We start from the raw sequence: 22,558 nt of genomic DNA on the forward strand, positions 1-22,558 counted from the left end.
GTGCCGCCGTCCTGGCCACCGAACTCAACCTCACCGGCGCGTGGTGCGCGGTGAGCACCTCCGGTACCGGCCAGTGCACCGGCTACGGCGCCTATGTCGACAGTGACGCGATCTTCGGCTCCCCGTACCCGGTGTTCGGTGCGGACCACGTCTGGAACGAGGTCAACCCCGCCGCCTCGGTGAACCTGGCCAGGCTCACCGGCACCGACATCGCGCTCTACACCGGCAACCAGGGCCGATCGACCACTACACCGAGATCGCCACCGCCAACGTCAAGGCCGGCCTGGACCAGCTCGGGATCCCCAGCCGCGTCGTCGACTACGGCAGCGGATCGACGCTCCCCCCTACCTGCGACGGCGGACACGACTACGGCTGCTGGGCCCCGGCCCTCGCCGACTACATTCCCCGGCTCCAGGCCTCGTTCGCCGCGTCGAGCTGACCCCGCCACCACACCGCGGGACCCGGCCTCCGGGTCCCGCGGTCCCGTCCCATCTCAGTCCCCGCTCGAACTCCCCGGCCGCCTCTTGCGGTTGGGGCGACGTGGGCGGACGAGCGTGTCGAGTGCGCCCACGGCCGCTCGTAGGTGCGCCGGGCCGCGACGCGACCGGTCCCCCGCGCACCACCAGCAGAGCCGCCCGTCGGCGTCCTCCCGTGGATGCATCCCCAGGTCATGCTCCGGGCAACACGGCCACGCCTGCCACAGCCGCTCGACGACGGTCTCCTGCGCGGCGTCGGCCACGACCGCCAGTGCCTGGGCAGGGTCGTCCGCCGAGTCCGGGAACAGGCAGTTGCCGTCCCACTCACCGTTGGCCAGTGCGACGTGGACGTTCTCCAACTCGTCGGCGGCGTACGGCGGAAGGGCCAGCAGTTGCAGGGGCCGCTGCTCGGGAAGGGTCACCGCCAGGTCCCGGTTGAGCAGGGCGAGAGCCTGGTCCCACAGGGGATACTCGCCCGGCAGGACCCAACGGGGCTCGGGGCGGTCGAAGTGAGCGCACATGGCGTCCATCCTGCACCGCGGAAGGCCGTGCGCCCGCGGAATTTCTTCCGTGCCCCACTCGCGTCAGCCGGTGGCCAGGAAAGGGGAGTACCCGCTCCTCTCCACTTCTAATCTATAGTGCACCCGGGGGCTTGCGGCAAGGCCCGGGTCGTGCCGCACAATCATCGACCGAGGCCGGAATCGACCGAAATGAGAGTCAGCCTTGGTCCCCACATCATCGTCCTCGTCCGAACTCAACGCAGTTGTCGATGACAGCTGGCGGGCCGCAGAGCTCCGGGCCGAGAACGAGTACGTAGGCAAGCTGTACGAGCGCCTGGAAACCCAGCGCGAACTCGCGAAGGCCCGGCTGCGCGAGATCCATCTCCAGGACAGGGGCGGAACGCTCCAGTCCCGGATGGAGCGCGACACGCTGGAGATCCACCACACCCGCCGGCTGTCGGAACTGTATGCCGCCGAGTACGGGCTCTGCTTCGGCCGGATCGAGAGCTCCGACGGTGGGCGACAGTACATCGGCCGGATCGCCCTGGCGGACGACGACCACGAGCCGCTGCTCACCGACTGGCGGGCCTCGGCCGCGGAGCCGTTCTACCGGGCGACGCCCGCCGCGCCCGGCGGTGTCTCGGCGCGACGGCACCTGCGCAGCAAGGGGCGGACCATCGTCGACTTCGACGACGACGCCTTCAGCCTGAACGCCCTGGCGGGCCGGGACAGCTCCGAGCTCAGTGGCGAGACCGCGCTGCTCGCCTCACTCACCGCGGCCCGGACCGGGCGGATGGGCGACATCGTCTCCACCATCCAGGCCGAGCAGGACCGGATCATCCGCTCCGAGCTCGGCGGCGTGCTGGTCGTCCAGGGCGGTCCGGGGACCGGCAAGACCGTGGTCGCCCTGCACCGCGCCGCGTACCTGCTCTACACCCACCGGGACCGGCTGGCCCGGCGCGGTGTGCTGGTCATCGGGCCGAACACGACCTTCCTGCGCTACATCGACCAGGTACTCCCCGCGCTCGGCGAGAGCGAGGTCGTGCTGAGCAGCATCGGCGCGCTCTACCCGGGCGTGACCGCGACCGACACGGAGACGCCCGAGGCGGCCGCCGTCAAGGGCGACGCACGGATGGCGCGGGTCCTCGCCGCCGCCCTGGACGGCCTCCGGCAACTGCCGGAGGAGTCGTGGACCATCACCGTGGGCAGAAGGTCGGCCCACCACGAGGAGCTCACGATCGGCCGGGCCCTCTGCGAGCGGGCCCACGCCGCCGCGCACAGGACCGGTGAACCGCACAACGCGGCCCGACCCGCCCTGGTCGAGCAGCTCTCCTCGGAGCTGGCCCTGCGGATCGCCAGGGACCGGCGCGCCACGGGCCAGGGTCCGAGCATGGACCTGGACGACGTGGCGAACCTCGCCGACGCGCTCGTGGACGAGCCCGACTTCCAGACCCTGGCCGAGAAGCTGTGGCCGCAGCTGAGCCCGGAGCAGTTGCTCGCCACCCTGTACGGCTCCCCGGAGCTGCTGGCCACCGCCATGCCGGAGTTCTCCGAGGCCGAACGCGCCGCCCTGCTGCGCGCACACCCGAAGCCGGACCCGAACCCGGACCAGAGCCCGGAGGCCACCGCCTGGACCACTGCCTGGACCACCGCCGACGTTCCACTGCTCGACGAGGCCGCCGAACTGCTCGGCCCGCTTCCCGACAGCACATCGTCCCTCCGGGCCGAAGCCGCCGCCGAGGCCGAGGAACGGGAGTTCGCGAAGCTCGTCCTCGACGACTTCGGCGTGGGCCTGGTCGAGATGGACGCCGAGATGCTGGCGCGCCAGTACCGCGGCGAGAAGGCCTACCGGTCCCTGGCCGAGCGCGCGGCCGAGGACCGGACCTGGGGCTTCGGGCACGTGATCGTGGACGAGGCGCAGGAGCTGTCGCCCATGGCCTGGCGGCTGCTGACCCGCCGCTGCCCCGGCCGGTCCATGACGATCGTGGGCGACCTGGCGCAGACCGGCGCGGCGGCCGGGCTGAGCTCCTGGGGTGAGGCACTCGACGAGTACACGGCGGGACGCTGGCGCACGGTGGAACTCACCGTCAACTACCGGACCGCGGCCGAGATCATGCGGGTCACCGAGGGGGTCCTGCGGGCGCTCGACCCGGCACTGGCCGCCCCCACCGCGGTACGCAGCGGCGGGACCCGTCCGTGGAGCCTGCGGATCCCCGAGGACCACCGCGGACCGGCGCTGCGCGCCGCTGTCGAGAAGGAGGTCGCGGCGCTGGACGGCGGCCGGATGGCGATCCTTCACGCCCCGGCCTTCCCGGTCGAACTCATCGACGAGCTGGCCGAGTTGGACGGCGTCACGGTCGCCGACGGTCCCTCGGCACTGGACTCGCCGGTCGTCCTGATGACGGCCGCCCAGGCCAAGGGACTTGAGTTCGACGCGGTCCTGGTCCTGGAGCCGACGGAGATCCTCGCGGCGCACCGCCACGGCGTGAACGACCTCTATGTCGCGCTGACGCGCGCGACGAAGAGCCTCGGCGTGCTTCACAGCCGGGAGTTGCCGGAGATGCTGGAGGGCCTGGACGCCCGCTGACCGGGAAACGGGTGTGGGTGCGGTGGAGCACAGACGGCGCCCGCACCCGGTTCCGGTCCCGGAGCAGGGGTGGTGTCACCCCGGGTCCGCCGGGGCCGTGGTGAACCTGGCCGGGGCGTAGGCGGGTTGCTGCCGGCGGTAGGCGTGGGCGAGATGGTGCTGCAGCCGGAGGTGCCGGAACTGGTAGACCGCGCCGGTCTGGCGCAGCACTCCCCGCTGGTAGGCGTCGTCCAGGAAGGCCACCGTGTCCCAGGGCAGCTTGCCGGTCAGCGGCAGCCAGAGGCGGGTCTGCACGACCCACTGGCCCCAGGCGGTGAAGGCGGCCGCGTAGCAGCACGCTCCCCCCCAGGCCGCCGATGGCCCCGATGACGAGCCCGTCGGGCAGGTCCCAGCTCATCGGACCCAGGAAGGTCTGCAGCACGGCGACCACCGGGAAGCCGGCGAAGGCGACGGCGAGGGTGAGCAGCGGTACCAGGGTCAGCGTTTGGCGGCCGACGGTCGCCCGGTTCGCGGAGAGCAGGCCGACCGGGGTGGCGGCGGTGGCGGTGTCGAGAGGCGCTTCGAAAGCGGCGACGAGCCCGAAGACCAGCCCGGCGGCCGAGCCGAAGATCAGCCCGAACGCGAGCATGTTGATGAGGGTGCCCTCGATCACCGCCGGATTCGTCAACGGGAGACCGTCGTACAGTCCCCGTTCGAGCATCGTCGCGCAGGGGGTCCCCACACCCATCACGCTGCCGCCCAGCAGGACGAGGCCGAACCGGGCGGCGAAGGCGCGGCCCGGAGCGCGGGCGACGCCGTCATGGCGGCCCGACAGCCGGAGGCGTACCCGGGTGGGCTCGATGACGCCGCCGCCGAACGCGAGCATCACCGCGTACACGGCGCCGAAGGCCAGGCCCGCGGTCGGTCCGATCAGGAGGCCGTCCAGCAGTCCCTGGCCGGGGCCCGACGAGAAGATGGCGGACGCGGAGGCGAGCAGGCCCACCAGCCAGTCGGACAGGGTGACGCAGAGGGCGCAGGCCAGCACCGCCGTCAGCACGCGGGTCGAACGCCGCAGTGATTCGCCCAGTTGCCACCAGGCGAGGTCCTGCTGGTCCCGGTCGAGCCGGACCAGGTGCTGGGCGAGGTAGCCGAGCCAGTGCCGGGCACGCTCCGGGTCCCAGGTCCGCGTGCTGCCCCGGCGGCCGCCGACCGGACGTTCGCGCACGCGACGCCGGTAGACCGTGGTGATGAAGCCCGCCAGGAGATGCTCCTCCAGGGAGTGCTCGGCCGGGAACCGCTCGGAGTCGAGCAGTTCCCTCGGGTCGCGGCCCGGCGTCTCGCTGTACGGGGTGCGTGCCAGCGTGACCATCAGGGGCGTGCTCAGGACGTGGGCGAGCCGGACGCTCGCCCCGGTGCGCCCGGCGCGCAGTTCCACGAGCACGGCCTCCCACACCGGCCCGGCGGGGACGGCCGGGACGGCGCGGCCGTCGCTGCCGCCGTCGCCGGACCCGTCACCGCCCCCTCCGCCTCCGCGCGGTTGTGCGTGCAGACCCCGTACTGAGCCGGGGCCCCGTCCGGACTGACGGTCACAGCAGTACGGCCCGCGCCGTCGGGCGCGGGCCGTACCGGGGGGATCGACCGCTACACGGCGGGGACCGGGTAGGTCGGGTACTCCACCCCGGAGACGTGCTGGACGACGCGGATGACCTGGCAGGAGTAGCCGAACTCGTTGTCGTACCACAGGTAGAGGATCGCGTTGTCGCCCTCGACCTTGGTGGCGCCGGCATCGACGATCGACGCGTGGCGCGAGCCGATGAAGTCGCTGGAGACCGCGTCGGGGGCGCTGATGAAGTCGATCTGGCGCTTGAGCGGCGAGGTCAGCGAGACGTTGCGGAGGTAGTCGAGCACCTCTTCGCGGTTGGTCTCGCGCGCGAGCTGCAGGTTGAGGATCGCGATCGAGACGTCCGGAACCGGCACCCGGATCGAGCTGCCGGTGATCGGCGCCTTGAGCTCGGGCAGCGCCTTGGCGACGGCCGAGGCGGCGCCGGTCTCGGTGATGACCATGTTGAGCGCCGCCGAGCGGCCGCGGCGGTCGGAGCTGTGGTAGTTGTCCAGCAGGTTCTGGTCGTTGGTGTACGAGTGGACGGTCTCCACGTGGCCGCGCAGCACGCCGTACTCGTCCGCCATCGCCTTCAGCGGCGGGACGATCGCGTTGGTGGTGCAGGACGCGCAGGACAGGATCTGCTCGTCCGGCTTGATCGTGTCGTGGTTCACGCCGTGCACGATGTTGGGGACGTCGCCCTTGCCCGGCGCGGTCAGCACCACCTTGGCGACACCGGGACGGAGGTGCTTCGAGAGACCCTCGCGGTCGCGCCACCGGCCGGTGTTGTCGATGAGGATGGCGTCGTTGATGCCGTACGCCGTGTAGTCCACCGATGTCGGGTCGTCGGAGTAGATCACCGTGATCTCGTGACCATTGGCGATGATCTTGTTGTTCGCCTCGTCGACGGTGATCGTGCCCTGGAACTGGCCGTGGATCGAGTCGCGCCGCAGCAGTGAGGCGCGCTTGACGATGTCCTCGCCGCCGCTGTTGCGCACGACGATGGCGCGCAGCCGCAGGCCGTTGCCCGAACCGGCCTTCTCGATCAGCAGGCGGGCGAGGAGGCGGCCGATCCGGCCGAACCCGTACAGGACGACGTCGCGCGACTCGCGACACTCCAGCTTGTTGGCACCGGTGGCGCCGATGACCGCCTCGGCGGTGAACTCCTGCACCGACAGGCCACGGTCGTCGTTCTTGTACGTCGCGGCGAGCATGCCGATGTCGATCTGCGAAGGGCCGAGATCGAGCGTGGTGAGCGCCTGCAGGAAGGGCATCGTCTCGGTGACCGAGAGCTCCTCGCCGTCGATCTGGCGGGCGAAGCGGTGGGTCTTGAGGATGCTGACCACGGACTTGTTCACCAGGGAGCGGCTGTGCAGCAGGACCGTGACGTCCCTCTCCCGGTGCAGTCTGCCGATGATCGGGATCATCGACTCCGCGATCTCCTCGCGGTTCTTCCAGTCCGTGAACACGTCGTCATTGACAGTCACAAGGTCCATCTTTCGAGCTAGGCGATGGTCACATGGTAGCTTTCCGGCCAGTTTGGCCGTTCACGCGGTCCCACCTGAGCGCCGATGCCCGGCTCCGGCGCGTCTCGCCCGCAGCGCTCACAGGTCCTCCGCCGCGAGCGCCCGCACCGTGGCGACGGTGTCGGCCTCCTCGGGCCCCTTGTCCTCGCGGTACCGGAGCACCCGGGCGAAGCGCAGCGTCAGCCCGGCCGGGTAGCGGGGGCTGCGCTGCACTCCGTCGAAGGCGATCTCGACGACGAGCTCGGGGCGCACCCGGACCACCCAGTCGTCCCGCCCGACCTCCCGGGCCAGCAGCTCCCTGGTCTGGAAGGTCAGCAGCTCGTCGGTGAGTCCCTTGAAGGTCTTGCCGAGCATCACCCACTCCCCCGTCCCCTCCGGCAGGTCCGGGGCGCCGTCCGCCCTGGCGCCGAGGTGCAGGTTGCTGAGCCATCCGCGGCGCCGCCCGCTGCCCCATTCGGCGGCGAGGACGACCAGGTCGAGGGTGTGCCGGGGTTTGACCTTGATCCACCCCGCTCCCCGGCGCCCGGCCGAGTAGGGCGCCTCCGGATCCTTGACCACGACTCCCTCGTGGCCGTGCGCGAGCGCGTCGTGGAAGAAGGCACGGGCGGCCTCGTCCTCGCCGGTGACCAGCCGGGGCACCCGCAGTTCCTCGGGCACGGTGGCCGCCAGTTCCTGGAAGCGGTGTGCGCCGGGCGAGTCCAGCAGGTCGGCCCCGTCGCGGTGCAGCAGGTCGAAGAAGAACACGCTCAGCGGGACCTCGGCGCGCAGCGCGTCCGCGTCCTTGCGCGAGGCCGTGCGCGCCGCGGTGACCTGGAAGGGCCGGGGCTTGCCCTCCGGCGTCAGCGCCAGGACCTCACCGTCCAGGACCGCCGAGCGCACCGGCAGGGCGCGCACCGCCTCGACGATCTCCGGCACCCGGGAGGTGATGTCGTCCACTCCTCGCGTGTACACGCCGACCCGGTCGCCGTCCCGGTGTACCTGCACCCTGATGCCATCGAGCTTCCACTCCAGCGCGGCGGGTCTGATCCGTTCGAGCGCCGCCGAGACGTCGGGCGCCGACGCGGCGAGCATCGGCCGTACCGGCCGTCCGAGCTCCAGGCCGAAGGCCCGCAGCGCGGCGGAGCCGCCGTCCATCGCGGCATCGGCCACCGCCGCCGCGGAACCGCGGAACATCAGCGCCCGGCGGACCTCCGCCACCGGGACCCCGGCGGCCTTGGCGACGGCGTCGCCCATGACGGCGTCGAGTGCGCCCTGCCGCAGATCGCCACCGAGCACCCCGCGCAGGAACCCCTGCTCCACCGCCGTGGCACGCGAGAACAGCTCGGAGAGCAACCGGGCGCGCCGGTCCTGGGAGCCGGTTCCCTCGACCTGGGCGATGGCGCGCAGGGCCTCCTCGGTCTCGGCGACGCCCAGGCTCGGACGGTCCGCCGGGGGCGGCAGCTCTCGCAGCGCCGCGGGCCCGACCCCGACCCGCATCCGGCGGGACTCCCCGGAGAGCAGCACGACCGCCGCGTGGCGGTCGGCCTGACCGAGTCCCCGCAGCAGGTCGGCGAGCAGGGCGACCTTGGCGTTGCGGGCGGGCTCCGCGGCCACGACGTGGGACACCTCGGCGACCCCTTGAAGCAGCATGGTCCCATCGTGACCGACCGGACCGGTCCCCGCCCCTGCGGCGGTCCGCGGAGTCACGCCGGCCCGACCGGCTCCCACGTGCTGCTCGGGACGGACGCCCGGGTCACCTCCTTCGACAGCGCGTAGGCGCGCCGTCACCGCCGTCACCCCGGCCGCCGTCACCACCGGGGCCCGGTCGGGGTCAGCGGCCCAGTGCCGCCATCGCGGCGTTGTGCCCCGGGATGCCGCTGACACCGCCGCCGCGCACCGCGCCCGCCCCGCAGAGCAGGACGTTGGCGTGGCCGGTCGCGACACCCCACCGACCGGCCGCGCCGTCGTCCGCGTACGGAAAGGCGAGGTCGCGGTGGAAGATGTTGCCGCCGGGCAGGCCCAGGTCCCGTTCCAGGTCCAGCGGGCTGCGTGCCTCGATGCAGGGGTTGCCGTCACCGTCCAGCGCCAGGCAGTCCGCCAGCGGCTCGTCCAGCACCGCGTCCAGTTGCGCCAGCACCGCCGCGAGTGCCGCCTCGCGCACCGCGTCGTGGTCCCCGGTCGCGAACAGCCTGGCCGGCAGGTGCAGTCCGAACAGCGTCAGCGTCTGGTAGCCCTGCTCGCGCAGTTCCGGACCGAGGATCGACGGGTCGGTCAGCGAGTGGCAGTACAGCTCGGAGGGCGCGACCAGCGGCACCACCCCCGACTCGGCATCCCGGTACGCGTCGGCCAACTGCCGGTAGGACTCCGCGACATGGAAGGTCCCGGCGAAGGCGGCGGCCGGGTCCACCGAACGGTCGCGGAGCCGGGGAAGGCGCCGCAGCAGCATGTTGACCTTCAGCTGGGAGCCTTCCGGATCGGGCCCTGACGGCTCGTCACCCAGCAACCGCTCCAGTTCCCGGGGCGAGGCGTTGCACAGCACCTGCGCCGCACCCACCCGCAACTCCCGCTCGCCGTAACGGAAGTCGACCTCGGCCCGGCTCCCGTCGGTGCGGACGGCGGTCACCTCACCGCCCGTCAGCAGCTCGGCACCGGCCGAACGGGCGGCCGTGGCAAGGGCGTCGGTGACCGCGCCCATCCCACCCACCGGGACGTCCCAGTCCCCCGTGCCGTTGCCGATCACGTGGTAGAGGAAGCAGCGGTTCTGCCGCAGCGAGGGGTCGTGCGCAGAGGTGAACGTCCCGATCAGCGCGTCCGTCAGGACCACCCCGCGCACCAGGTCGTCGGCGAAGGCGGCCTCTACCGCCTCGCCCAGCGGCCGCTCGAACAGAGCCTCCCAGGCCGCGTCGTCACCGATCCGCTTCCGCAGTTCCTCCCGCTGCGGCAGCGGATCGGTGAGCGTCGGGAACACCGCCTCGGCGACGCGCTGCGTCCGCCCGTAGAACTCCCGCCAGGAGGCGTACTCCCGGTCCGAGCCGGTGACGCGGCGGAACGACTCGGCCGTGCCGGCCGGGTCGCCGTGGTCCACCAGCAGCCCGTCGGCCTGCCCGTCCCCGCGCAGCACGGGCGTGTACGAGGAGATCCTGCGCCGCCGCAGTTCCACGCTCAGGCCCAGATCCGCCATGATCCGCCGAGGCATCAGGCTCACCAGGTACGAGTACCGCGACAGCCGCGCGTCCACCCCGCCGAAGGCCCGGGTCGACACCGCCGCGCCTCCGGTGTGGCCGAGCCGCTCCAGCAGCAGCACGCTGCGCCCGGCCCGTGCCAGGTACGCGGCGGCGACCAGCCCGTTGTGGCCACCGCCGACGACGACCACGTCGTAGCTCGACCGCACGGTCCCCGACCCCACGCTCTTCGACCCCACGTCCAGCGGTTCACTCATACGGCAGTCCTACCAGCCCGGACCACCGTTTGCCGAGGGGTCGCCGGCCGGCCGGCCGAGTCGGGACCGCCGCCGATCCGACACCATAATGCGTGTCGCGATCCCCTATCCTGGCGCCGCATCAGCACCCGCTCCCTCCAGCGGCTTCTCCCACAGGCGGCCGTCAGGCTGCAGGACGGCAGTCGACATGACCGCAAACCGGATCTCACTCGTCTGCTGGCTGGTCTTCGGCGTGATGTCGCTGGGCTTCCTGCCGATCAGCGTCGGGATCATCGCCATCCACGCCCTGCCGGTCGCCGTCCGGGCGGTGCTGGTGGCCGTGGTGATCCTCGGCCTGTGGTGGGGACCGTTCGGGTACGCCATGTACCTCACCATGGCGGTGATCAAGAACGGCGACCCGCGCCTGCTCAAGCGGGGCGTCCGCGGCACCGCGGTGGTGCTGTCGGGCAAGGCGACCAACGAGGTCATCCAGAGCGGCGAGTTCGCCTGGGAGGCGCCCCGCGTCTACAAGTACCGGCTCAGAGTCAGCATCTCCGGCAAGAACCCGTACGAGACCGACTGCAGCGTCTGCGCGACCGGGATCACCGAAGGCACGACCGTGGACGTCGCGGTGAGTCCGCGCAACCGCAAGCGCGTCGCCATCGACCTCACCCGGCTCCGTGCGGAGGCCGAAGCCGCCCGGAGCCGTGGCGTGCGCCCGTTCCAGGGCATGTCCAAGTCCGATGTGCGCGCCGCCTTCACGACCCTGGCCGCTCCGACGTCGGCGGGCTCGTCGAACACCGAGCGGCTGGAGCAGTTGGCCAGGCTCGGCCGACTCCACGCCACCGGCGTTCTCACCGACGCGGAATTCGCTGCTGAGAAGGCCCGAATCCTGGCCGGCTAGGCACCCCCTGGATGAGCTGCTACTGGCCGGACGCAGCCCAGAGCGCCTCGGCGTCCGGCTCCCGGCCCTGCTGGATGATGGCGGTCTGCCAGACCCGCACGAGCAGCTTCGCCGGCGTCTGGGGAGGGTTGTGCACCCGCGCCTGCTTGCGCAGCTCAAGGATGTGCCAGGCGTACTCCTCCGCCGTCCCGTCGAACGGGAACGGTCCACCCGCGGGCTGCTCGGGGTGTTCCTTCCCGGTGACGTCGGTCATGATCGAGAACCAGAAGTAGTTGGGCACTGCGTCTCCCAGGGTGTCGCGACACCACGCGTCCATCTCCAGGGAAACCCGGATCGAGCACATGCGCGAGGCGACGGCTCGTGCCCTTCTCAGCCGGTCGGGATTCTCGCTACCGTGCGCAACCGCACGGTAACTCGCAGGTCCTACGGCAACGGCTGCGGTGGGCGTGGGACGTCCGGGGCCGTCACTGCGGCGAGCAGGCCCTCGAAGTCCTCGCCGCAGGGGCCGCAGGCCAGCAGGTGTGCCGCGACTCCGGGGTAGCGCTGCTCGACCTCCTGGCCGGCGGCCAGGAGGTCGACGTAGACGTGAAGGACCTCCAGCGCCCCCGCGCACCCCACATCGCGCGGATCGGTGCGCAGGAAGCGGTCGAGCTCGGGCCAGTCACTCATCATCGCCTCACCTCCCGGGTCAGATACCCGTTGGCCACCAGGTTGGCGCGTAGCTTACGGCGCGCGTCGAAAAGCGCCTTGTAGACGGCGTTGCGGTTGGTCTCCAGTGTCACGACGAGCGCGTCCAGCGGCACGCCGTCCAGCACCAGCGCGGAGAATATCCGGCGCTGATGGGTGGTCAGTTCCTGCTCCACCGCCCGGTGCAGCGCAGCGACGAGGCTGCGCCACTCCGCCTCCCGCGCGGGGTCGAGACCGAAGGTGTCGGGCAGCCGCTCCCAGTCCTCGCTGTCCATCCGCGCGTCCGGCGTCCGCCAGAAGTGGCGGCCCAGTTTGGAGGACACCTCCAGGATGACGAACCGGTACGCCCAGGTGGTGAAGCGGCTCTCGCCGCGGAACTCGCCGACCCTGCGGGTGATCGCCAACAGGGCGTCGGCGGCGGCCTGGTGGGCCAGATCGTCCAGCTCGGGGCCGGTGATCTGCTGTCCGCCGGCTGCGGCGGCACGGCGTTGCAGTTCACGGCGCGCGATCCGCAGGAGCAGCGGGTGCAACCGGTTCAGGGTCCGGTCCCGTTCCGGGCCGGCGGCCCGGGTGAGTCCATCCACCCATGCGTCGGAGTCCTGGTCGGGTGCCGTGACCGAGGTGTGGGGGTCGTCCGCCCCCGCGTTCGCTTGACCCATACGGCGACCCTAGCCGGGCTCGACGCGCGCCGGGGCGCCGGAACCGTGCTTGCCAGCGTTCGGTAACACCTGCCCGGCCGCCCGACCCTGACGTCCGGGGAGATGTTACGGGCCGCGAACGTGCCCGGGACCGCGGGTAAGAGCCGCCCCCGCCCGCGGCACCAACACAGTGTTCACCCACCGCCCAATGAGGAGCACTCATGCGATTCACAGTCCGCGCCGCATCCCTCGGCCTCACCACCGTGGCTGCCGTGGCGGCGTACACGGTGCCGGCCTTCGCCGTAACCGCCGCCCAGGGCCACCGGCCGTCCTCGGCCCCGGTGTTCGTGCAGACCGACAACACCGGCGGCAACACCGTGGTCGCCTACGACCGCGCCGCCGACGGGACACTGCACCAGGCCGGCAGCTACAGCACCGGAGGGCTGGGCGGCGACCTGCCGGGCACCGGTCCGGACCACCTCGCCTCCCAGGGCGCCCTCAGCTACGACGCTCACGCCAAGCTGCTCTACGCGGTCAACGCGGGCAGCGACACCGTCACGGTCTTCTCCGTGCACGGCGACCGGCTGGTCCGCGAGCAGATCATCTCCTCCGGCGGAAGCTTCCCGGTCAGCGTCACCGCCCAGGGCGACAAGGTCTACGTCGCCAACACCCTTGCCGGCGGCTCCATCCAGGGCTATCTGCGGGTCGGGCACCGCCTGGTCGAGGTGCCGAGCTGGAACCGCGCCCTGGCGATCAGCCCCGCCCCGGCCGCGTCCGCGAACACCGTGGGCCAGGTCGGGCTCACCCCCGACGGCTCCCGGGTGGTGGTGACCACCAAGGGCGCCGGAAACAGCATCGAGGTGTTCCCGCTCGGACGGTACGGGACTCCGTCGGCACTCCCGGTGGTCAACACCGTGCCCGGCACCGCCCCGTTCGGCCTCGCCTTCGACGCCGCGGGGCGCCTCGCGGTCGCGCAGGCCCGTACGAACTCCGTCGCCACCTACCGGGTCGGCCACGACGGCACGCTCACCGCGGTGGCCCAGGCGCCCACCGGTCAGACGGCGACCTGCTGGATCCTCGCCACCAGCCACCGGCTGTACGCCGCCAACGCGGCCAGCGCGAGCGTGACCGGGTTCCAGGACAGCGGGCACGGACTCACCGCGATCAGCAGCACCGGGACCGACCCGGGCGCGGTGGACGCGGCGGCGTCCTCGGACGGCCGCACCCTCTACGACCAGACCGGCATCAACGGCATCGTGGACGAGTTCCGGGTGAACCCGGACGGCACGCTGACCCCGGTCGGGTCGGTCACCGTCCCCGGCGCCGTGGGCGGAGAGGGCATCGTCGCCCTGTGATCCCCGGCCGTCGGGGTACGCGGTGGTCCACACGCCGCGTACCCCGACGGCCACGCCCACGGCCACGCCGACGGCCACCCCGGCGCAACGGGCGGGGACGGGCGCGAGGTCGGTACCGGCGCGGACGCGGGCGGGCACGCGGTTCAGCCTCCCCGGAGCGAATCGCCGCGTCAGGCCGCCCAGATCCGCTCGGCGTAGGCGAGGAAGTTGACGCCCATGACCTTGGCGATGCGCCGGTCGGTCCAGCCGCGCCCTTCGAGCAGGTGGATCAGGCTGCGGAACTGGTCGACGCCGCGCAGGTCGAGGACGAAGGGGAGGGTGTCCGCGCGTTCGCCCGCGGCGCTGACCCCGGCCGCCCGGCGCTCGGCGACGTGCGCGGCGAGGCGCTCCCGATAGGCGTCCAGGTCGTCGATCGCGGTGACGGGCCCGTCGGTGCCGATGCCGACGTGGTCCTCGCCGCAGACGTTCACCGCGTGCACCAGGTGCTCGACGACGTCCTCGGCGCGGGCGTGCCCGGTGGTGCTGAGGAAGGGCATGAAGTACACGCCGACGAAACCGCCCCGGTCGGCGACCAGCCGCAGTTCCTCGTCGGTCTTGTTGCGCGGGAGGTCGGCGATGGCCCGGCAGCCGGTGTGGTTGACGGAGACCGGCGCGGTGGAGTGGCGGACCGCGTCCAGGCAGGTGCGCTCACCGCTGTGGGAGAGATCGACCATGAGCCGCCACTCGTTGAGGCGCTCCACGACCTCGCGCCCGAACGGCGTGAGCCCGCGGTTCCCCGGCGCCATCGATCCGTCGCCCAGCCCGTTGGCCTGGTTGTACGTCAACTGGATGACACGAACCCCGAGTTCGCCGAACAGGTCGATCCGGTCCAGGTCGTCGCCGACCGCGACGGCGTTCTGGAAACCGTAGACGACGCCGATCCTCCCCTCCTCCCGGGCGCGAGGGATGTCGGCCGCGGTCCGCACCTTGAGCAGGTCCCGGGCGTTCTCGCCCGGCGCGGCCGGGAAGACGGCGGCATGCGCCCAGACGCCGATGCCCTGCCGGTGCGCCTCGGCGGTCAGGGCCGCGACGGTCTCGGCCGGCAGATCGGCGTAGATCTTGATCGCGGAGGCGAAGGTGCCACGGGCCATGGCCACCGCCAGCGGCAGATCGGTCTCCGCGGTGATCGCTTGCATCCACGGCACGGCTCCAGGGGTGGCGCCCTGGCTGACCCGCCAGGTGCGCGGGTCCTCGAAGAAGCCGGGCCCCGCCGTCAGCGCGGCGTAGCAGATGTCCGGGGCGGCGATCTCCCCCACCAGCGCGGCACGGGCGATGTCACCGACCTGGCGCAGGTCGTCGACCATGTCACGGGTGGCGGTGACGCCGCCGAGCAGGTCACGCCGCAGAACCTGCTCCGCCAGCGGCCGGTCGGGCGGGGTGGCGATGTGCTGGTGCGTGTCGATCAGCCCGGGAATGACGAAACGGCCGGTCAGGTCCTCCAGTTCAGCACCCGGGTGGTCGCCGGGGAGGACCTCCGCGTCCGGGGCGACCCGCACGATCCGCTCCCCGTCGACGACGACGGTGGTGGCCGGGCGGGCCGGGCCCCCGCTGCCGTCCATCAGCGTGGCCGAGCGGTACAACACGACCGCCGGGCCTGGGCCTGGCCGCCAAGCTCGTCACCGTCTTCCGCGACCCGGCACGGCCCGGGCGCAGCAGCCATCGCGGGGTGGTCGTGCTCTTCGACGAGGTGGACGGCCGCCCCGTCGCGCTGCTCGACGCCGAGCCGCTCACCGCGCTGCGCACCGCGGCCACCGCCACCGTCGCCATGCGCGCGCTGGCCCGCCCGGACGCCCGGCGGATCGCGGTCATCGGCACGGGCGTCCAGGCCGCGGCCCAACTCGCGGTCCTGGCCGCGCTCGACACCCCGGCGGAGGCCGTCGTGGCGGGCCGCGACGCCGATCGCGCCCACGCTCTGGCGGCGACCTGCCCGGGGGTGACCGGAGCGCCTTCGATCGAGGCGGCGGTGCGCGGAGCGGAGGTGGTGCTGTGCTGCACGGGCGCGCGGACGCCCGTGTTCGACCCCGCCTGGCTGCGCCCGGGCGCCCATGTGAGCTCGATCGGCGGCTCCGACGGCCCCGAACTGGACGCGGCCGTCCTGCGCGGCGGCTCCCTCTTCGTCGAGTGGCCGGGAGCGGTCACCTGCCCGCCGCCCGCGGGCGCGCACGAACTCCAGGGGCTTGCCGAGGACGACGCCGTCCTGCTGGGCGCGGTCCTCTCCGGCCGCCACCCCGGCCGCCGGAGCGACGACGAGCTGACGGTCTTCAAGTCGACCGGCCATGCCGCCCTCGACGTGGCCGCGGCCCACGTGGCCGCCGCCACGGCCCGCCCTGGTCCGACCGACCGGCAGAGCTGAGCCGGCAGAGCCGATCCGGCGCAGAGTATCCGATTGGTCGCAATAAGTAGCTGATGGACCGATTTGCGTCATACGGTTTTCGGAGTTGCGGACTCATCCCTCTCCGAAAGGAACCCCTCGTGACGTCTCCTCATACGTCGCCCCGTCGCAGAACCACCGCCCGCCTGCTCACCGCCGCCGCGCTGGCCGCCCTGCCCGCGCTGTCCCTGGCCGCGCTGCCGGCTTCGGCGAGCGCCACCGGCGTGCGTGCCCCGGCCTTGCATGCGTCGCACCACGGCGGTCAGCCGCAGACGGTGAACGTCCCCATGACGATGAGTGGCTTCACGCTGCCCTCCCAGCTCCGCGCCGGGTACGTCACCTTCGCGACCTCCACCTCGGACTCGGCGGGCCACACGCTCCAGGGCTTCCGCCTGAACACCGGTGTGACGCAGAGCCAGGCGATCAAGGACCTGCAGCAGGCCACCTCCACCACGCCGTCGGTCGCGGCGACCGGGATCGCGGCCGCGACGCGGGACGTCCTGGCCGTGGGCGGCGCCATGGTGGACCCGCTCACACCGGTCTGGGCCACCCTCCCGCTGACCGCGGGCACCTACTACTTCATCGACTTCAACCAGCTCTTCGCGCCGGGCCAGCAGGTGACCGTGCACACCCTCCAGGTCACCGGCACCTTCGACAGCGACGTTCCGGCCCACGACCAGGAGATCATCCAGACCTCGGTCAACGGACTGCCCCGTTTCAGCTCCCCCTCCTCGCTGAACACCAAGGGCACCATCCTGATCTCCAATCAGGCCGACGAGATCCACGAGGCGGTCTTCGAACGGGTCAACCCCGGTGTGACCGACACCGCCGTCCAGGCGTTCTTCGACGCCACACTGCACAACCAGAAGCCGTCGGGCATCCCCTTCGCCGAACCGGGGATGCGCGGCGCGGCGGCCATTTCGCCCACGCGGATCGAGCTGCTGCACTTCTCCCCGCCGGCCGGGAGCTACTCGCTGGAGTGCTTCGTCCCGGACGACAAGACCGGGGTGCCGCACGCGTTCCTGGGCATGCACCAGGTGGTGGCGCTGAGCACGGTCGGCGGAGCGGTGGGCGCGGGTGAGGGCGGCGGCTCTCACGGCGCCAGCGTGCCGGAGCTCGCGCTCGGAGCCGTACTCACCACCGGGGCCCTGCTCGGATGTGTCGCCCTGCTGCGACGCCGGCCCGACCGCGTACGTCCCTGATGCGCCGGACCGCCGCCCCCGTCATCGCCGTGGCACTCGGGGCGGCCGTCGCGGCCACGCTGCTGTCCGGGGGCCCCGCCCGGGCCACGCCGCCGCACTTCCCGGTGCCCGTCGCCCTCGGTGACGCCCGCCAGGTGATCACCGTGCTGGCCGACGGCACCCACGCCACCGTCACTGCCTGGCAGGGCACCGCCGCCGGCTGGGTCGAGCTGTTCAGCACCGGCGAGGCCCGCATCGGCTCGCACGGCACCACCGACGGCGCGACCCGCCACCAGGGCACCGGCACCACCCCCACCGGCACGTACACCATCACCCGGGGCTTCGGAATCGGCCAGGACCCCGGTACCGCCATGCCCTACCACCAGGTGACCGGCGACGACTGGTGGGTCGAGGACCCGCAGTCCCCGTACTACAACCAGATGCGCACCGCCGCACAGGGCGGATTCCCGCTCACCGAAGCAGGCGACCGGGGCAGTGAACACCTCGTCAGCTACCCGACCCAGTACAACAACGCCCTGGTCATCGACTACAACATGAACCCCGCCGTCCCCGGCCGCGGCGCCGGGATCTTCCTGCACGACCTCGGACCCCAGCGCGGCCCGACCGCCGGGTGCGTCGCCCTGCCGGCCACCGTGATGACCGAGGTCCTGCTCTGGATCGACCCCTCCCAGCACCCCGTCATCGCCATCGGCTCAGCCACCCGCGCGGACGAGTCCGACGGGAACGGCCCGCTGTCAGTGGGTGGGTCTATCGTGCGTGAACAACGGAACCCGACGTGACCCAGGGGAGACCATGACCACACTCGACAATCGGCCGAACACCGCCCTGCTCGTCATCGACGTGCAGAACAGCGTGGTCAAGGCGGCTCACGAACGGGACACGGTTGTCGCGAGCATCGGCAGCCTGGTCGAGAAGGCGCGGCACGAGGGGACACCCGTGGTCTGGGTCCAGCACTCGGACGCGGAGCTGGTCAGGGGAAGCGACGACTGGCGGATCGTCCCCGAGCTGACTCCGGGCGACACCGAGCCGCTGGTCGAGAAGAGCTACGGGGACGCCTTCGAGGACACCACCCTGGAAACCGTGCTGTCGGGTCTCGGAGTGGGGCGGCTCGTCGTCGTGGGCGCGCAGACCGACGCGTGCATCCGCTCGACCCTCCACGGCGCCTTCGTCAGGGGGTACGACGCGACCCTGGTCGGCGACGCCCATACGACCGAGGACCAGACGTCGTGGGGGGCGCCGCCGCCGGCCCAGGTCATCGCGCACACGAACCTGTACTGGACCTACCAGAGCGCACCGGGGCGGACCGCCGGGACGGTCGGGACCAAGGACGTCGACTTCGGCGGCACAGCGTGAAGGCAGCACAGGCTGAGGGCAGCACGGTCTGAAGGCAGCGCGTCGGCAGCGGGTTGTGAAGGCAGCACAGGCTGGAACGCGGTGCGACGGGAACGGGGACCGCTGAGGCGGCGGCGGCCGCTACAGGCAGGTCATCTTGGTGTAGGGGCTGGCGATGCGCTTCGTCAGCACGCCGAAGTCGACCAGGACAGCTACGCCGTCCTCGACATCGGTGACCCGGCCCAGGCCGTAGACATCGTGACTGACCCGGCTACCGACCTCAAAGTGCTTGGACGGCGGCTCGACAGCAGCTTTGAAAGGGCTGGACGGCAGGTGACGCTTGGCCATTCTCATGTTTGTCATTACCTGCAGTATGCCCGAAAACCGCTCCACAGCGGCTACCGCGTCCACGTGACGTAGTCGCCCTGCCGGTACGCCGAGGCGGCCCCGCCGCGCGGAACGCCGGTTCCCCGTGCCGGACCTCAGGTCAGGGGGGCCGGCCGGAGCGAAAAGGCCGGCCCCGGTTTTCGTTATCGGCACCCTCCCACCAGGTCTCCTGCGCACCGGGGGCGGTCGTCGGCACGGTGCCCCAGTAGCTGCGAGGATCAGCGACGTTCTGACGAGTAAGAGGACTGCGGATGCGCGTGGAAGTGGGAAGCGGAGCGGAGTGGGTCGCCGCCGCGCAGGCGGGTGACGCCGGGGCCAGGGAGCGGCTGATCGCCGACCATCTGCCGCTGGTCTACAACATCGTCGGCCGGGCGATGAGCGGCCACCCCGATGTCGACGACGTGGTGCAGGAGACCATGATCCGCGTCATCGGAGGCCTGGACCGGCTCCGCGAGCCCGCGTCCTTCCGGTCCTGGCTGGTGGCGGTGGCGATGAACGAGGTACGCCGGCGCTGGTCGGCCCGACGGGACGCGCCGGTACCGGGACTGGACGAGATGATGGCGGAGGTCTCCGACCCGCACGCGGACTTCGTGGATCTGACGATCCTTCGGCTCGGCCTGTCCGGGCAGCGCAGGGAGGTCGCCGAGGCCACCCGCTGGCTGGACGAGCAGGAGCGCGAGCTGCTGTCGCTATGGTGGCTGGAGACGGTCGGCCGGCTCACCCGCGGCGAACTGGTCGCGGCGATGGGCCTGTCACCGCAGCACACCGCGGTGCGGGTGCAGCGGATGAAGGAGCAACTGGAGGTCGGCCGCATGGTGGTACGGGCGCTCTGCGCCGACCCGCGGTGCTCGGAGCTGTCCGAGCTGACCTCCGGATGGGACGGCCGCCCCGCCGCACTGTGGCGCAAGCGAATAGCCCGCCATGCCCGGACCTGCACCCTGTGCTCCGGGCACCGGCGTGGTCTGGTTCCGGTCGAGGGTCTGCTCGCAGGCCTCGCCCTCGTACCCCCGCCGTCCCACCTCACCGCATTCGCCCAGCTCCCCCACCCGGTCCACCCAGTCCACCACCCCGTCCACCCGGTCCACCCCGGCCACGCGAGCCACCCCGGCCAGGCGAGCCACCCCGCCAACGCCAGCTCCCCGAGCCACACCACCCACCCGAGCCACGCCGGCCACGCCACCCACGCCGGCCACCTCACCCAGAACCCCGGCGCGGCCCACCCCGCCCCGCCCCGCAGGCCGCACGGCCGCCGACGCGGCGTGCGGCGGCCGGTCCAGGTCGCCGGTGGGCTCGCGCTCACCGCGGCCGTCCTCGGCCTCGGGTACTCCTTCCTCGGCGCCGGCCCGGCACCCGGCCCCGACGCGGCGCGCTCCGCCCAGCAGCCTCCGGCGGCGAGCACCGCACCCCCGCCGCCGCCGACCCCGACCGCCGTGGCGACGACGGCTCCACCGGCCACCCACCCCGCCGCAGCCGGTCCCAGCCGGTCAGCCGTCCCGAGCAGCCTCGAACAGCAGCTCATCGAGTTGATCAACGTCCGGCGGAGCAGCAGCGGATGCGCGCCGCTGCGCATCGATCCACGGCTGCACCGGGCCGCCCAGGGACACTCCGACTCCATGGTGGCCGGGAACTACTTCGACCACGTCGACCCGCAGGGCGGCAACGCCGACAGCCGGATCACGGCCGCCGGGTACCAGTGGAGCATGTGGGGCGAGAACCTCGACCAGGGCACCAGGTCGCCGGCCACCGTCGTGCGGGACTGGATGGACGGGGCGATTCACCAGCAGAACCTCCTCAACTGCCAGTACACCGACGCCGGTGTCGGCACCGCCGCCGACTCCGGCGGCCTGGTCTGGACCCTTGACCTCGGCAGACCCGGCTGACAGATCCCGCGTGCGGGTCCGGCGTGCCGAAGGCGGCGTACGGACGCGGCCGCGGGGGCTCCAGAGCGCGGCCGGCGTCACCGTGCCGGGCACTGTCCGGGGCCCCAGGTCCGGCGGCATACTTCCAGGTGCCGACACGCGGTGTGGCGGCACACGGGGGCGGCGATGAGTGATGCCTGGCACATGTTCGCATCGGGTCTGGAGCGTCGGCGGAGACGTTGGTCACGGGGAGTGGGGCGCACCGTCACCGCGCTGCTGTCGCTGACCGGCCTCGGCCTGCTCGTCAGCGGCTGGGACGGCCGCGTCGGTCCGCCGGATGTCCTCATGGCAGCCTCGCTGCCGTGCTTTCTGGCCGCGCTGACCTGGCGGGTGTGGCGCGCACCGGAGGACGACCTGCCGGAAGGGATCCGGCTGCGCCGGCGCTCGCGGCGGATCGCACTGCGCCTCTCGTCGCTGTCACTGCTCGGCGCGACGCTGGAACTGCTGGCCCGCTCGTACTGGCAGTGGCGCGGCAACGGGTCCGGGCTGCCGACGGGCCGGTACGAGCACTTCGGGCAGCTGGCCCACGCCAGACGGACGTGCTCGACGCCAGGTCCGAGTTCCAGTTGCTGCTGCTGGACGGCGCCGGTCGTCGACTGGTCACCATGCCCGCCCTGGGCTTCCCTGAGCGGCAGCTCCGCGAGCTCGCCGCGGCCGCCGGACTCGACTACACCACCCACCGCTTCCTCGAAAGCGACTGGGACCTGGGCGTACCGCTCACCCAGAGGCTCTTCCCGCGCCGTCGGGGCCACCTCCGGATCCGGCTGCGCCGGGGACTGTGGGGCCCGAATCCGACGCAGTGAGAACGCGTGGGCAGGCTTCAGGAACGGCGTCCCGGCTTGCCGCGCCTGCCGGTGGCCGGGGTGCCCGAACCGCTGCGCTTGCGCCCCCCGGCCTGCTTGCCGGCGGCACCCTGCCGGGGCTTGCCGGTCGTCGCGCCCTGCTTCTGCTGAGGCTTCGGCTGCTTCTTCCGCTGCTTCTGCTCCTGCTTCGGCTGCGTGGCCGCCGGGGTACGCCCCCGCGTGCTGTTGGCGGTCCGGCCGCGGACGATGCCGATGAACTCCTCGACCAGGTCGGTGGTCCTGTCCTCCGGCCAGGACAGCGCGACCTGCGACTGCGGTGCGTCCGGGACCGGCCGGTAGGTGAGGTCCTTGCGGTGGTGCAGGCGGGCGAGCGACTGCGGGACCACGAGGACCCCCACCCCCGCCGCCACCAGTTCGATGGCGTCCGCCGTGGTGGCGGGCCGCTCGATCGCGGGCAGTCCGGGGCGGGTCTCCCATGCGAGCGTGTCGTCCAGCGGGTGCAGGACGATGAGGTCGGACAGCTCCGCGGCGGCCACCTCGGTCGCGGCGGTCGCCGGGTGATCCGTCGGGATCACGACCACCGTGGTCTCGGTGTAGAGCGGGATCGCGCTGAGGCGGGTCCGATCGACCGGCAGGCGTACGAGCCCGGCGTCGGCGCCCCCGTCCAGCAACAGCTGCCCGCCGTCGGCGGCCGCCACGCCGATCAGGGCGAGCGGGACGTCAGGCAGCCGCTCCTTCCAGACGCGCACCCATTTGGCGGGCGTCACTCCGGGCACGTACGCGAGCCGGAACGAGGCGGGTCCTTGCGTTTCTGTCACGCGGCCAGGCTACCTGCCGTGATCAGCACAGGTTCTCG

The 22,558-nt window shown here is 72.3% G+C and carries 22 protein-coding genes; 11 read left to right on the forward strand and 11 right to left on the reverse strand.

The features are described 5' to 3' along the window. Positions 1–493 precede the first annotated feature (493 nt). Positions 494–997 carry a hypothetical protein gene (locus tag ABH925_RS27890; protein ID WP_370152036.1) on the reverse strand — a complete coding sequence of 168 codons (504 nt, stop codon included), beginning with the start codon at positions 995–997 and terminating at the stop codon, positions 494–496. Between the two features lie 202 nt (positions 998–1,199). Here ABH925_RS27890 and ABH925_RS27895 point away from each other — a divergent pair, with 202 nt between their 5' ends. Continuing rightward, positions 1,200–3,563, forward strand: coding sequence for an ATP-binding domain-containing protein (locus tag ABH925_RS27895; RefSeq protein ID WP_370152040.1), 2,364 nt, complete (start codon positions 1,200–1,202; stop codon positions 3,561–3,563). Between the two features lie 75 nt (positions 3,564–3,638). On the opposite strand, the gene ABH925_RS27900 is transcribed toward ABH925_RS27895, so the two are convergent. Next, positions 3,639–3,857, reverse strand: a complete 219-nt coding sequence (locus tag ABH925_RS27900) for a hypothetical protein (RefSeq protein WP_370152043.1) — start codon at positions 3,855–3,857, stop codon at positions 3,639–3,641. Between the two features lie 190 nt (positions 3,858–4,047). On the opposite strand from ABH925_RS27900, the gene ABH925_RS27905 reads away from it, so the two are divergent. Together ABH925_RS27905 and ABH925_RS27910 are read left to right on the forward strand one after the other, a co-directional pair. Next, complete coding sequence (locus ABH925_RS27905) at positions 4,048–4,620, forward strand: hypothetical protein (RefSeq protein WP_370152046.1); 573 nt, start codon at positions 4,048–4,050, stop codon at positions 4,618–4,620. 309 nt (positions 4,621–4,929) lie between these two features. Then, positions 4,930–5,103 (forward strand): hypothetical protein, encoded by a 174-nt coding sequence (locus ABH925_RS27910; RefSeq protein WP_370152049.1) that lies wholly within the window; start codon positions 4,930–4,932, stop codon positions 5,101–5,103. Positions 5,104–5,183: 80 nt separating this feature from the next. On the opposite strand, the gene ABH925_RS27915 is transcribed toward ABH925_RS27910, so the two are convergent. The 3 genes from ABH925_RS27915 to ABH925_RS27925 all read right to left on the reverse strand — a co-directional run bounded on the left by ABH925_RS27915 (position 5,184) and on the right by ABH925_RS27925 (position 10,086). Continuing rightward, positions 5,184–6,629 carry a glyceraldehyde-3-phosphate dehydrogenase gene (locus tag ABH925_RS27915; protein ID WP_370152052.1) on the reverse strand — a complete coding sequence of 482 codons (1,446 nt, stop codon included), beginning with the start codon at positions 6,627–6,629 and terminating at the stop codon, positions 5,184–5,186. 117 nt (positions 6,630–6,746) lie between these two features. After that, positions 6,747–8,297 (reverse strand): ATP-dependent DNA ligase, encoded by a 1,551-nt coding sequence (locus ABH925_RS27920; RefSeq protein ID WP_370152054.1) that lies wholly within the window; start codon positions 8,295–8,297, stop codon positions 6,747–6,749. Between the two features lie 181 nt (positions 8,298–8,478). Then, complete coding sequence (locus ABH925_RS27925; protein WP_370152057.1) at positions 8,479–10,086, reverse strand: phytoene desaturase family protein; 1,608 nt, start codon at positions 10,084–10,086, stop codon at positions 8,479–8,481. A 187-nt stretch (positions 10,087–10,273) separates the two neighbouring features. Between ABH925_RS27925 and ABH925_RS27930 the strand changes: the two genes are divergently transcribed. Further along, positions 10,274–10,969, forward strand: coding sequence for an SHOCT domain-containing protein (locus ABH925_RS27930; protein ID WP_370152059.1), 696 nt, complete (start codon positions 10,274–10,276; stop codon positions 10,967–10,969). 19 nt (positions 10,970–10,988) lie between these two features. Here ABH925_RS27930 and ABH925_RS27935 read toward each other — a convergent pair whose 3' ends face one another. The 3 genes from ABH925_RS27935 to ABH925_RS27945 form a co-directional block, all read right to left on the reverse strand. Next, positions 10,989–11,249, reverse strand: coding sequence for a hypothetical protein (locus ABH925_RS27935; protein WP_370152062.1), 261 nt, complete (start codon positions 11,247–11,249; stop codon positions 10,989–10,991). A 143-nt stretch (positions 11,250–11,392) separates the two neighbouring features. After that, complete coding sequence (locus ABH925_RS27940) at positions 11,393–11,638, reverse strand: hypothetical protein (protein WP_370152064.1); 246 nt, start codon at positions 11,636–11,638, stop codon at positions 11,393–11,395. Beyond that, on the reverse strand, positions 11,638–12,315 hold the full coding sequence (locus tag ABH925_RS27945) for an RNA polymerase sigma factor (RefSeq protein ID WP_370152067.1): 678 nt from the start codon (positions 12,313–12,315) through the stop codon (positions 11,638–11,640). Before ABH925_RS27945 ends, ABH925_RS27940 begins: the two co-directional genes overlap by 1 nt. 200 nt (positions 12,316–12,515) lie before the next feature. On the opposite strand from ABH925_RS27945, the gene ABH925_RS27950 reads away from it, so the two are divergent. Next, positions 12,516–13,649, forward strand: a complete 1,134-nt coding sequence (locus ABH925_RS27950; protein ID WP_370152070.1) for a lactonase family protein — start codon at positions 12,516–12,518, stop codon at positions 13,647–13,649. A 170-nt stretch (positions 13,650–13,819) separates the two neighbouring features. Here ABH925_RS27950 and ABH925_RS27955 read toward each other — a convergent pair whose 3' ends face one another. After that, positions 13,820–15,271, reverse strand: a complete 1,452-nt coding sequence (locus ABH925_RS27955) for a membrane dipeptidase (protein ID WP_370152072.1) — start codon at positions 15,269–15,271, stop codon at positions 13,820–13,822. A 17-nt stretch (positions 15,272–15,288) separates the two neighbouring features. On the opposite strand from ABH925_RS27955, the gene ABH925_RS27960 reads away from it, so the two are divergent. From ABH925_RS27960 to ABH925_RS27975, 4 genes are all read left to right on the forward strand, one after another. After that, positions 15,289–16,041 (forward strand): NAD(P)-binding domain-containing protein, encoded by a 753-nt coding sequence (locus tag ABH925_RS27960; RefSeq protein ID WP_370152112.1) that lies wholly within the window; start codon positions 15,289–15,291, stop codon positions 16,039–16,041. 119 nt (positions 16,042–16,160) lie between these two features. Beyond that, complete coding sequence (locus tag ABH925_RS27965; protein WP_370152075.1) at positions 16,161–17,261, forward strand: hypothetical protein; 1,101 nt, start codon at positions 16,161–16,163, stop codon at positions 17,259–17,261. Beyond that, a complete protein-coding gene (locus ABH925_RS27970; RefSeq protein ID WP_370152077.1) occupies positions 17,261–18,040 on the forward strand; it encodes a L,D-transpeptidase family protein in 780 nt (259 codons plus the stop codon). Before ABH925_RS27965 ends, ABH925_RS27970 begins: the two co-directional genes overlap by 1 nt. A gap of 13 nt (positions 18,041–18,053) precedes the next feature. Next, on the forward strand, positions 18,054–18,614 hold the full coding sequence (locus tag ABH925_RS27975) for an isochorismatase family protein (protein ID WP_370152078.1): 561 nt from the start codon (positions 18,054–18,056) through the stop codon (positions 18,612–18,614). Between the two features lie 120 nt (positions 18,615–18,734). On the opposite strand, the gene ABH925_RS27980 is transcribed toward ABH925_RS27975, so the two are convergent. Next, entirely contained in the window at positions 18,735–18,956 is a 222-nt protein-coding gene (locus ABH925_RS27980) for a hypothetical protein (protein ID WP_370152079.1), read from the reverse strand. 275 nt (positions 18,957–19,231) lie between these two features. On the opposite strand from ABH925_RS27980, the gene ABH925_RS27985 reads away from it, so the two are divergent. After that, positions 19,232–20,860 (forward strand): sigma-70 family RNA polymerase sigma factor, encoded by a 1,629-nt coding sequence (locus tag ABH925_RS27985; RefSeq protein ID WP_370152081.1) that lies wholly within the window; start codon positions 19,232–19,234, stop codon positions 20,858–20,860. A 578-nt stretch (positions 20,861–21,438) separates the two neighbouring features. Then, positions 21,439–21,702, forward strand: coding sequence for a hypothetical protein (locus tag ABH925_RS27990; RefSeq protein ID WP_370152082.1), 264 nt, complete (start codon positions 21,439–21,441; stop codon positions 21,700–21,702). 17 nt (positions 21,703–21,719) lie between these two features. Here ABH925_RS27990 and ABH925_RS27995 read toward each other — a convergent pair whose 3' ends face one another. Beyond that, positions 21,720–22,520 (reverse strand): LysR substrate-binding domain-containing protein, encoded by an 801-nt coding sequence (locus tag ABH925_RS27995; protein ID WP_370152084.1) that lies wholly within the window; start codon positions 22,518–22,520, stop codon positions 21,720–21,722. Between the last annotated feature and the right edge of the window lie 38 nt (positions 22,521–22,558).

Origin of the sequence: Streptacidiphilus sp. EB129 (genome assembly GCF_041262645.1) — a bacterium.
GTDB lineage: Bacteria > Actinomycetota > Actinomycetes > Streptomycetales > Streptomycetaceae > Streptacidiphilus.

Bases quoted from the DNA above. Each gene is read 5' to 3' on its own strand.
- ABH925_RS27890 (WP_370152036.1), bottom strand. From the start codon at position 997: ATGTGCGCTCACTTCGACCGCCCCGAGCCCCGTTGGGTCCTGCCGGGC.
- ABH925_RS27920 (WP_370152054.1), bottom strand. From the start codon at position 8,297: ATGCTGCTTCAAGGGGTCGCCGAGGTGTCCCACGTCGTGGCCGCGGAG.
- ABH925_RS27925 (WP_370152057.1), bottom strand. From the start codon at position 10,086: ATGAGTGAACCGCTGGACGTGGGGTCGAAGAGCGTGGGGTCGGGGACC.
- ABH925_RS27930 (WP_370152059.1), top strand. From the start codon at position 10,274: ATGACCGCAAACCGGATCTCACTCGTCTGCTGGCTGGTCTTCGGCGTG.
- ABH925_RS27940 (WP_370152064.1), bottom strand. From the start codon at position 11,638: ATGAGTGACTGGCCCGAGCTCGACCGCTTCCTGCGCACCGATCCGCGC.
- ABH925_RS27945 (WP_370152067.1), bottom strand. From the start codon at position 12,315: ATGGGTCAAGCGAACGCGGGGGCGGACGACCCCCACACCTCGGTCACG.
- ABH925_RS27950 (WP_370152070.1), top strand. From the start codon at position 12,516: ATGCGATTCACAGTCCGCGCCGCATCCCTCGGCCTCACCACCGTGGCT.
- ABH925_RS27970 (WP_370152077.1), top strand. From the start codon at position 17,261: ATGCGCCGGACCGCCGCCCCCGTCATCGCCGTGGCACTCGGGGCGGCC.
- ABH925_RS27975 (WP_370152078.1), top strand. From the start codon at position 18,054: ATGACCACACTCGACAATCGGCCGAACACCGCCCTGCTCGTCATCGAC.
- ABH925_RS27980 (WP_370152079.1), bottom strand. From the start codon at position 18,956: ATGACAAACATGAGAATGGCCAAGCGTCACCTGCCGTCCAGCCCTTTC.
- ABH925_RS27985 (WP_370152081.1), top strand. From the start codon at position 19,232: ATGCGCGTGGAAGTGGGAAGCGGAGCGGAGTGGGTCGCCGCCGCGCAG.